Annotated in this window: 7 protein-coding genes; 4 read left to right on the top strand and 3 right to left on the bottom strand. The window is 55.0% G+C overall.

The annotated features are described in order from the left end of the window. Window positions 1-241 precede the first annotated feature (241 nt). From HX884_RS16975 to HX884_RS16965, 3 genes are all read left to right on the top strand, one after another. On the top strand, window positions 242-634 hold the full coding sequence (locus HX884_RS16975; RefSeq protein WP_178328515.1) for a DoxX family protein: 393 nt from the start codon (window positions 242-244) through the stop codon (window positions 632-634). 72 nt (window positions 635-706) lie between these two features. After that, a complete protein-coding gene (locus tag HX884_RS16970; protein WP_038420678.1) occupies window positions 707-1693 on the top strand; it encodes a glutathione S-transferase family protein in 987 nt (328 codons plus the stop codon). 105 nt (window positions 1694-1798) lie between these two features. Beyond that, complete coding sequence (locus tag HX884_RS16965; RefSeq protein ID WP_013098871.1) at window positions 1799-2164, top strand: DUF805 domain-containing protein; 366 nt, start codon at window positions 1799-1801, stop codon at window positions 2162-2164. Between the two features lie 41 nt (window positions 2165-2205). Here the strand turns inward: HX884_RS16965 and HX884_RS16960 are convergent, their stop codons facing one another. Beyond that, window positions 2206-3108: a LysR family transcriptional regulator gene (locus HX884_RS16960; RefSeq protein ID WP_014885334.1), complete on the bottom strand. Its 903-nt coding sequence runs from the start codon at window positions 3106-3108 to the stop codon at window positions 2206-2208. A 104-nt stretch (window positions 3109-3212) separates the two neighbouring features. Here HX884_RS16960 and HX884_RS16955 point away from each other — a divergent pair, with 104 nt between their 5' ends. Then, on the top strand, window positions 3213-3914 hold the full coding sequence (locus tag HX884_RS16955) for a pirin family protein (protein WP_178328514.1): 702 nt from the start codon (window positions 3213-3215) through the stop codon (window positions 3912-3914). A 62-nt stretch (window positions 3915-3976) separates the two neighbouring features. On the opposite strand, the gene HX884_RS16950 is transcribed toward HX884_RS16955, so the two are convergent. Continuing rightward, window positions 3977-5278, bottom strand: a complete 1302-nt coding sequence (locus HX884_RS16950; protein WP_178328513.1) for a serine dehydratase subunit alpha family protein — start codon at window positions 5276-5278, stop codon at window positions 3977-3979. A 21-nt stretch (window positions 5279-5299) separates the two neighbouring features. Then, window positions 5300-6631 carry an amino acid permease gene (locus tag HX884_RS16945; protein WP_029883368.1) on the bottom strand — a complete coding sequence of 444 codons (1332 nt, stop codon included), beginning with the start codon at window positions 6629-6631 and terminating at the stop codon, window positions 5300-5302. Between the last annotated feature and the right edge of the window lie 17 nt (window positions 6632-6648).

The following is a 6648-nucleotide window of genomic DNA, read 5'->3' as shown; positions in this document are numbered from 1 at the left end:
ACTTCATCGTGCTTTTCATTTTTCTGGGGAACCCTCAGCCCTGTGGGAGAGGGTTGGGGTGAGGGCACCAGCGCACACCTGCCCTTACTCAATATCTTTGAAAAAGATTGACAGTTTTCCTTGCTAACAATCGCCAACCGTCACGTTTATGATGCTCTCCATCGACAGCAAAGACGCGGTATCTACCCGAATTTGCAGAGAAATAATGTTCAGCCGCTGATGTGGTTTCCTGGAGAGTAAAATGAAAAAATTAGAAGATGTTGGTGTACTGGTAGCACGTATTCTGATGCCAATTCTGTTCATCGTTGCAGGTTGGGGCAAAATCACCGGTTATGCGGGTACCCAGCAGTATATGGAAGCCATGGGCGTTCCGGGCTTCATGCTGCCACTGACCATTCTGCTTGAGTTCGGCGGCGGCCTGGCGGTACTGTTAGGCTTCCTGACCCGTACCACGGCGCTGTTTACTGCGGGCTTCACCCTGCTGACGGCGTTCATCTTCCACAGCAACTTTGCTGAAGGCGTGAACTCCCTGATGTTCATGAAAAACCTGACCATTGCGGGTGGCTTCCTGCTGCTGGCTGTCACCGGCCCGGGCGCATACAGCATCGACCGCGTTCTGAATAAGAAATGGTAAGCACGCTATACTGAATAAACACAAAGCGAGGAGACCTCTCCTCGCTTTTGCTATCTGACGGAGGAGAAAAAAATGGGACAACTCGTAGACGGCGTCTGGCAGGATGTCTGGTATGACACCAAATCCACCGGTGGACGCTTCAAGCGCTCTGTTTCGGCCTTCCGTAACTGGCTTACCGCCGATGGTGCTGCCGGCCCGAGTGGCGAAGGTGGCTTTGCGGCCGAGAAAGATCGTTATCACCTCTATGTTTCCCTCGCCTGCCCGTGGGCGCACCGCACGCTGATTGTGCGCAAGCTGAAAGGCCTCGAATCCTTAATTCCGGTGTCGGTGGTGAACCCGCTAATGCTGGAAAACGGCTGGACGTTCGACCATGATTTCCCTGCTGCGACGGGTGATGAACTGTATCATCACGATTTCCTCTACCAGCTTTATCTGCGCGCCGACCCGCACTACACCGGGCGCGTCACCGTACCGGTTCTGTGGGATAAGAAAAACCAGACGATTGTCAGCAATGAGTCTGCGGAGATCATCCGCATGTTCAACACCGCCTTCGACGCCCATGGCGCGCGCGCCGGGGATTACTATCCGGTTGAGCTGCGAGACAAAATCGATGAGCTGAACAGCTGGATTTACGACAACGTTAATAACGGCGTTTACAAGGCCGGTTTTGCCACCAGCCAGGAAGCCTACGACGAAGCGGTCGGAAAAGTCTTTGAATCTCTTGAGCGTCTGGAGCAGATCCTCGGCCAGCACCGCTATCTGACGGGCGATCGTCTCACGGAAGCGGATATCCGCCTGTGGACGACGCTGGTTCGCTTTGATCCGGTCTATGTCACCCACTTTAAGTGTGACAAACACCGCATCAGCGATTATCTGAACCTGTATGGTTTCCTGCGCGACATCTACCAGATGCCGGGAATTGCCGAAACGGTCGATTTTGACCATATCCGCACCCACTATTTCCGCAGCCACAAAACCATTAACCCGACGGGTATTATCTCCATCGGGCCGTGGCAGGATCTGAATGAACCCCACGGGCGCGACGTTCGTTTTGGATAAATATTAAGGGCATCGTGAGATGCCCTTTTTTAATTCACAATCTCCATCTATCCTTACCTCGATCGCTTAGAAAACAAGTGATTGACTGATAAATGAGGCAAGGAAATGGATTGGTATTTAAACGTACTGCGCAACTACATTGGATTTGGTGGCCGCGCGCGCCGCAAAGAGTACTGGATGTTCATTCTGGTGAACTTCATTTTTGCTCTGGTGCTGAGCATCGTGGATAAAATTCTGGGCTGGGAGTGGGCGAGTGGGGAAGGCGTCCTTACATCGATTTATGCCATCTTTATTCTTCTGCCGTCCTGGGCCGTACAGTTCCGCCGGCTTCACGACACGGATCGTTCCGCCTGGTGGTTACTGCTGCTGTTAATCCCGGTAGTGGGGTGGATTGTGATTTTAATCTTCAACTGTCAGAGCGGGACGCCGGGTGAAAACCGCTTTGGTCCGGATCCGAAGATCGGCGCGTAAATTTATGCCCGATGGCGCTTAGGCACATCGGGCTTACTCTTTTATTTGTTGTGATGCGCAAAGAGCTTTGGAATTTCTCGCAAACACCACGATTTGGCTTCGCCCATGCTGTCGCGACGCCACGCCATAATGATATCCACTTCGCTGGTGTACTCCGGGCTGACAACGCGCAGACGCCCTTCAGCAATATCTTTTTCAACAAACGGATACGGCATGGTCGCCACGCCCAATCCTGCCAGCAATGCCTGACGCTTATCTTCCAGCGATGTGACCGTCAGACGCGGCTGTTTATCCAGCAACTGCACCGTTAGCACCGGACGTTCGCGCGCGGTATCCGCAACCGCCACGCCCCTGTACTTCACGCGCGTCACTTCAGAAAGCGGCTCCGGCTCCTGGTGAATCGGGTGATTTGGCGCGGCGACGTAAACGTTCATCACGCTGTAGAGTTTACGGGAGTTGATCTCAGACGATGAACGGAAGTGCATATCCGGCGCAATCACGATATCCGCCCTGCCCGTCTCCAGACGCTCCCACGCGCCTGCCAGCACCTCGGTGATGATTGAAAGCTGCGTGTTCGCTTTGTCTGCCAGCCTGTCTACCAGCGGGAATAACGCCTCGGTAGGCACCAGAGCCTCAGTGACCAGCGTCAGGTGAGTTTCCCAGCCGCGTGCCAGCGCCTCGGCGTCCGTCGTCAGTTTATCCGCCGCTTCCAGCAGTACGCGGCCACGTTCCAGCAGCATCCGTCCAACGTTCGTGAATTTTGTTCGATGACCGGAACGGTCAAAGAGCACCACGTCCAGCTCTTCCTCCAGCTTTTGCATGGTATAGCTGAGCGCAGACGGAACGCGCCCCAGTTCATCTGCCGCGGCGGCAAAGCTGCCACGCCTGTCAATCGCGTCCATGACGCGAAGCGCCTCAAGCGTCAATGCTCTCTCTTTAGCCATCTCGTTCTCATTCAGGAAATTTGAACATACCGGGCAGAATATCTGGCTAACAATGAAGCGTCCATACCTTTACCATTGTTTTAGTGTAAAGAGAGGTCAAGTTTATGATTACGACAAGAACAGCTAAACAGTGCGGACAAGCCGATTTCGGTTGGCTGCAGGCCCGCTACACCTTTTCCTTTGGACACTACTTTGACCCTAAACTCCTCGGTTACGCTTCACTGCGCGTGTTAAATCAGGAAGTGCTCGCCCCGGGCGCCTCCTTCCAGCCGCGTACGTATCCGAAAGTCGATATCCTGAACCTGATCCTGGAAGGCGAGGCAGAATACCGCGATAGCGAGGGCAATCATGTCCAGGCAAAGGCTGGCGAAGCGCTGTTAATTTCCACGCAGCCGGGCATTAGCTATAGCGAGCATAATCTCAGCAAAGACAAAACGCTGACCCGCATGCAGCTGTGGCTGGATGCCTGCCCTGAGCGGGAAAATCCGTTGGTGCAAAAAATCGATCTGCAGAGCGAAAAGCAACAGCTGATCGCTTCTCCGGACGGGAGCAAAGGCAGCCTGCAACTGCGTCATCAGGTGTGGCTGCACCATATCGAACTGAAGAAAGGTGAACAGGCGAGCTTCCAGCTTCATGGCCCGCGCGCCTATCTGCAATCGATTCACGGTACGGTGCATGCGGTAACGCACACGGAAGAGAAAGAGGCGCTCACCTGCGGCGACGGGGCATTTATTCGTGATGAAGCGAATATTACGCTGGTGGCCGATACGCCGCTGCGTGCGCTGCTGATTGATTTTCCGGTGTAGAGAATGCCCTCACCCTAACCCTCTCCCACAGGGAGAGGGAACCGATCGAGCCCCTGAACTCGCTACACCTTACTCGCCATAATCTCAATAATCTGCCGGTCCGTTGCCTGCATTGAGCGGCACGCTAACGCGCACAGGTTCGAGATAGACTGTTCCACATCGTGCGCCACAATCCCTTCATTGCCCGTCACGGCAGACTCATCCAGCGCCATCATCACCGCTTTCCAGGCACTCCTGACGCTGGTTGAGACTTTCATCGCGCAGCTGTTGGATGCACCGTCGCAAATCATCCCACTGACGTCACCGATCATACTGCTGATGGCCATCGCGATCGTTTGATAGTTTCCCCCCATCAGCCAGGCCATGCCGGCTGCCGCCCCCATCGCTGCGGTTGTCGCAGCGCACAGCGCCGACAGGCGGGGAAGCTGGGCGTGGATATAGATCGCCGAAAGATGGGACAGCATCAGCGCTCTGGCCAGCCGCTCCTCATCAGCCTGAACGTGCTCCGCCACAACCACTACCGGCATGGTGGCGGTGATCCCCTGATTGCCGGACCCTGAATTGCTCATTGCCGGAAGCGTAGCACCGCCCATTCGGGCGTCAGAGGCCGCGCTGGTGCGGATAACAATGTCCGAGCCAACATCCTTCGCCATCCATCCGCGCGTGCGCTGCTTATTCAGCGTCGCGCCAATATGCAGCCCCCATTTTCCGCTCAGCCCTTCACGAGAAAGGGCATCGTTAAGCTGCCCCGCCTGAAGAATAAAACGGATCGCCTCACACGGAACCTGCTCCACGAACGTGAGGATCGCCGACAGCGTGGTGTGAGAGAACACCTCCAGCGGATCGTCACCCGCCTCTCCCGGCTGTTCATCACGGGTGAAGCGTGTTTCGCCCTCACAGACTACCTCCACCACGCGAGTATGCCCGCCTGCGATGGTCACCATGACCGAGGCCTCTCCGGCATAAACACAGGCGCGCGAATAGAGGATTTCCTCGCACGGCACCTGCAGTTTCACCTGGACCTGACCCGCATTGAGCAGGGCTTTGGCGCGTTCCAGCGCATCGGCTGACGCCCCTTTTAGCACCTCCAGCCCGGCGCGGGCATTCCCGCCCGTCGCTCCCAGCGCCGCCGCAATGGGTAGCCCGACCATGCCGGTGCCGGGTACCGTTACACCAAGCCCATTTTTCATCAGATTGGGCGATACCCATGCTTCAATGCGCGTTACCTCACCGGGCAGGTGCTCAGCGGCTATCGCACAGGCCAGCGCCAGAGAGATAGGTTCAGTGCACCCCAACGCAGGTTTAACCTCTTCCTGCACCGCGCGAATAAAATGATTCCATAAAGGGTTAGTTTGCTCAGACATCGTTACGACCTTAATTGCTCCTCAGGAGAATGCGAGGAAAGGAGAAACACAAAGCAGCAGCCCGGTAATGATGATAATCACCAGTGATACGCCTTTATATTTATGCAGGGCGGGTACCTTGTAGACTAGCCATGCAGGGATCAGACAGCCCACCATGCCGAAGATGGGGCTGCAAATAGACGTGAAGCTCAGCACCGGCGCGTTTAACACAATCGCGCTCCAGGCCAGAAGGATGGCGAACAGCATAATCCCACGCTGGACGGTGTTTTCATTGATTTTCTCTGCCGGCATTTTGCGACGCAGGATGTTCATCACGATGCCCTGCGTGGCCTCGCGAAAGCCAAGATAGACGCCGAAGAAGGCCGTCATAACAGCAAAGATATTGAGGATCACGCTGACGATTTTGACCCAGCCCGCACCCTCTCCGCTGATAAACTGCGCCGCAATCGCCAGGGCAGAGATGTTCTGCTCATAGGCTTTTACCGCTTCATCGTGCCCCATCGCCAGCGTGAAGGAGACGGCGTAGAAGAATACCGTCACAAACAGCACGCCAAAGGCGATATTCATGGCCCGTAGCGCTTTATGACGCGCCACCTCAACGGACTTTTCCCGTGAACGGTAGGAGATCACCATCGGGCTTAAGGTCTGAATAAACAGAATTGAGGTTAAGGTAAAGGGAAGCGTAATGATGGCGTTTTTAATCAGCAGCCCCATCGGCGGCAGCATGCCTACGTTGGCTAAATGCCAGAGGCCAATCATCGACAAGCCCAGCGCGGCAACCACAAATAGCTTGGTCAACACCATCAGGCTGGAGACTTTAAACAGCAGCTTTTCACCGCGGGAAGAGATGGCCACCAGAATACAGATCAGCACTAACCCGTAGAACGGGTTTTCTGAGAGTAGCCCGTCGGTAACGCCAAAGGTCTGCAAATAAGAGGCGCTGTCGTTGGTAATGGCGGTGGAATAGACAAACATCCAGATGACCAGCATCACAAAATAGAGTGCGCCTAATAAGATGCCCCAGTTTTTCCCGAGATATCCACTAATGACGCTCGGATAATCTTTGCATTCCGGTGATTCCGCCAGCGTATTAATAAACAGGCGCTGGAATAAATACATCGCCGGATATCCAATCACGGACGAGAGCAAAAAGACCCACAGCCCCATTAATCCGACCTGCACCGGGAGAAAAACAATCCCCGCGCCGATGGCCATCCCGATACTCATGATGACCCAGCCCGTATCGGTACTGTCGAACTTGATCGCCTCGCGCCATTCGCTCTCACGCATTCCCGCCCGCCTTGCCGCGGGGGAATCATTCACAATCACACTGCTGTTTGTAGCCGTATCCATAAGGCACTCGCTTTTTT

Source organism: Enterobacter sp. SECR19-1250 (assembly GCF_013391025.1).
GTDB lineage: Bacteria > Pseudomonadota > Gammaproteobacteria > Enterobacterales > Enterobacteriaceae > Enterobacter > Enterobacter cloacae.
Note: the sequence above shows the minus strand (reverse complement) of the source record. Positions and strands in the feature narration are given on the sequence as shown.

What these genes read in the sequence shown, in the direction of transcription:
- HX884_RS16960 (WP_014885334.1), bottom strand. Translation starts at nt 3,108, where the DNA reads ATGGCTAAAGAGAGAGCATTGACGCTTGAGGCGCTTCGCGTCATGGAC.
- HX884_RS16950 (WP_178328513.1), bottom strand. Translation starts at nt 5,278, where the DNA reads ATGTCTGAGCAAACTAACCCTTTATGGAATCATTTTATTCGCGCGGTG.
- HX884_RS16945 (WP_029883368.1), bottom strand. Translation starts at nt 6,631, where the DNA reads ATGGATACGGCTACAAACAGCAGTGTGATTGTGAATGATTCCCCCGCG.
- HX884_RS16955 (WP_178328514.1), top strand. Translation starts at nt 3,213, where the DNA reads ATGATTACGACAAGAACAGCTAAACAGTGCGGACAAGCCGATTTCGGT.
- HX884_RS16975 (WP_178328515.1), top strand. Translation starts at nt 242, where the DNA reads ATGAAAAAATTAGAAGATGTTGGTGTACTGGTAGCACGTATTCTGATG.
- HX884_RS16970 (WP_038420678.1), top strand. Translation starts at nt 707, where the DNA reads ATGGGACAACTCGTAGACGGCGTCTGGCAGGATGTCTGGTATGACACC.
- HX884_RS16965 (WP_013098871.1), top strand. Translation starts at nt 1,799, where the DNA reads ATGGATTGGTATTTAAACGTACTGCGCAACTACATTGGATTTGGTGGC.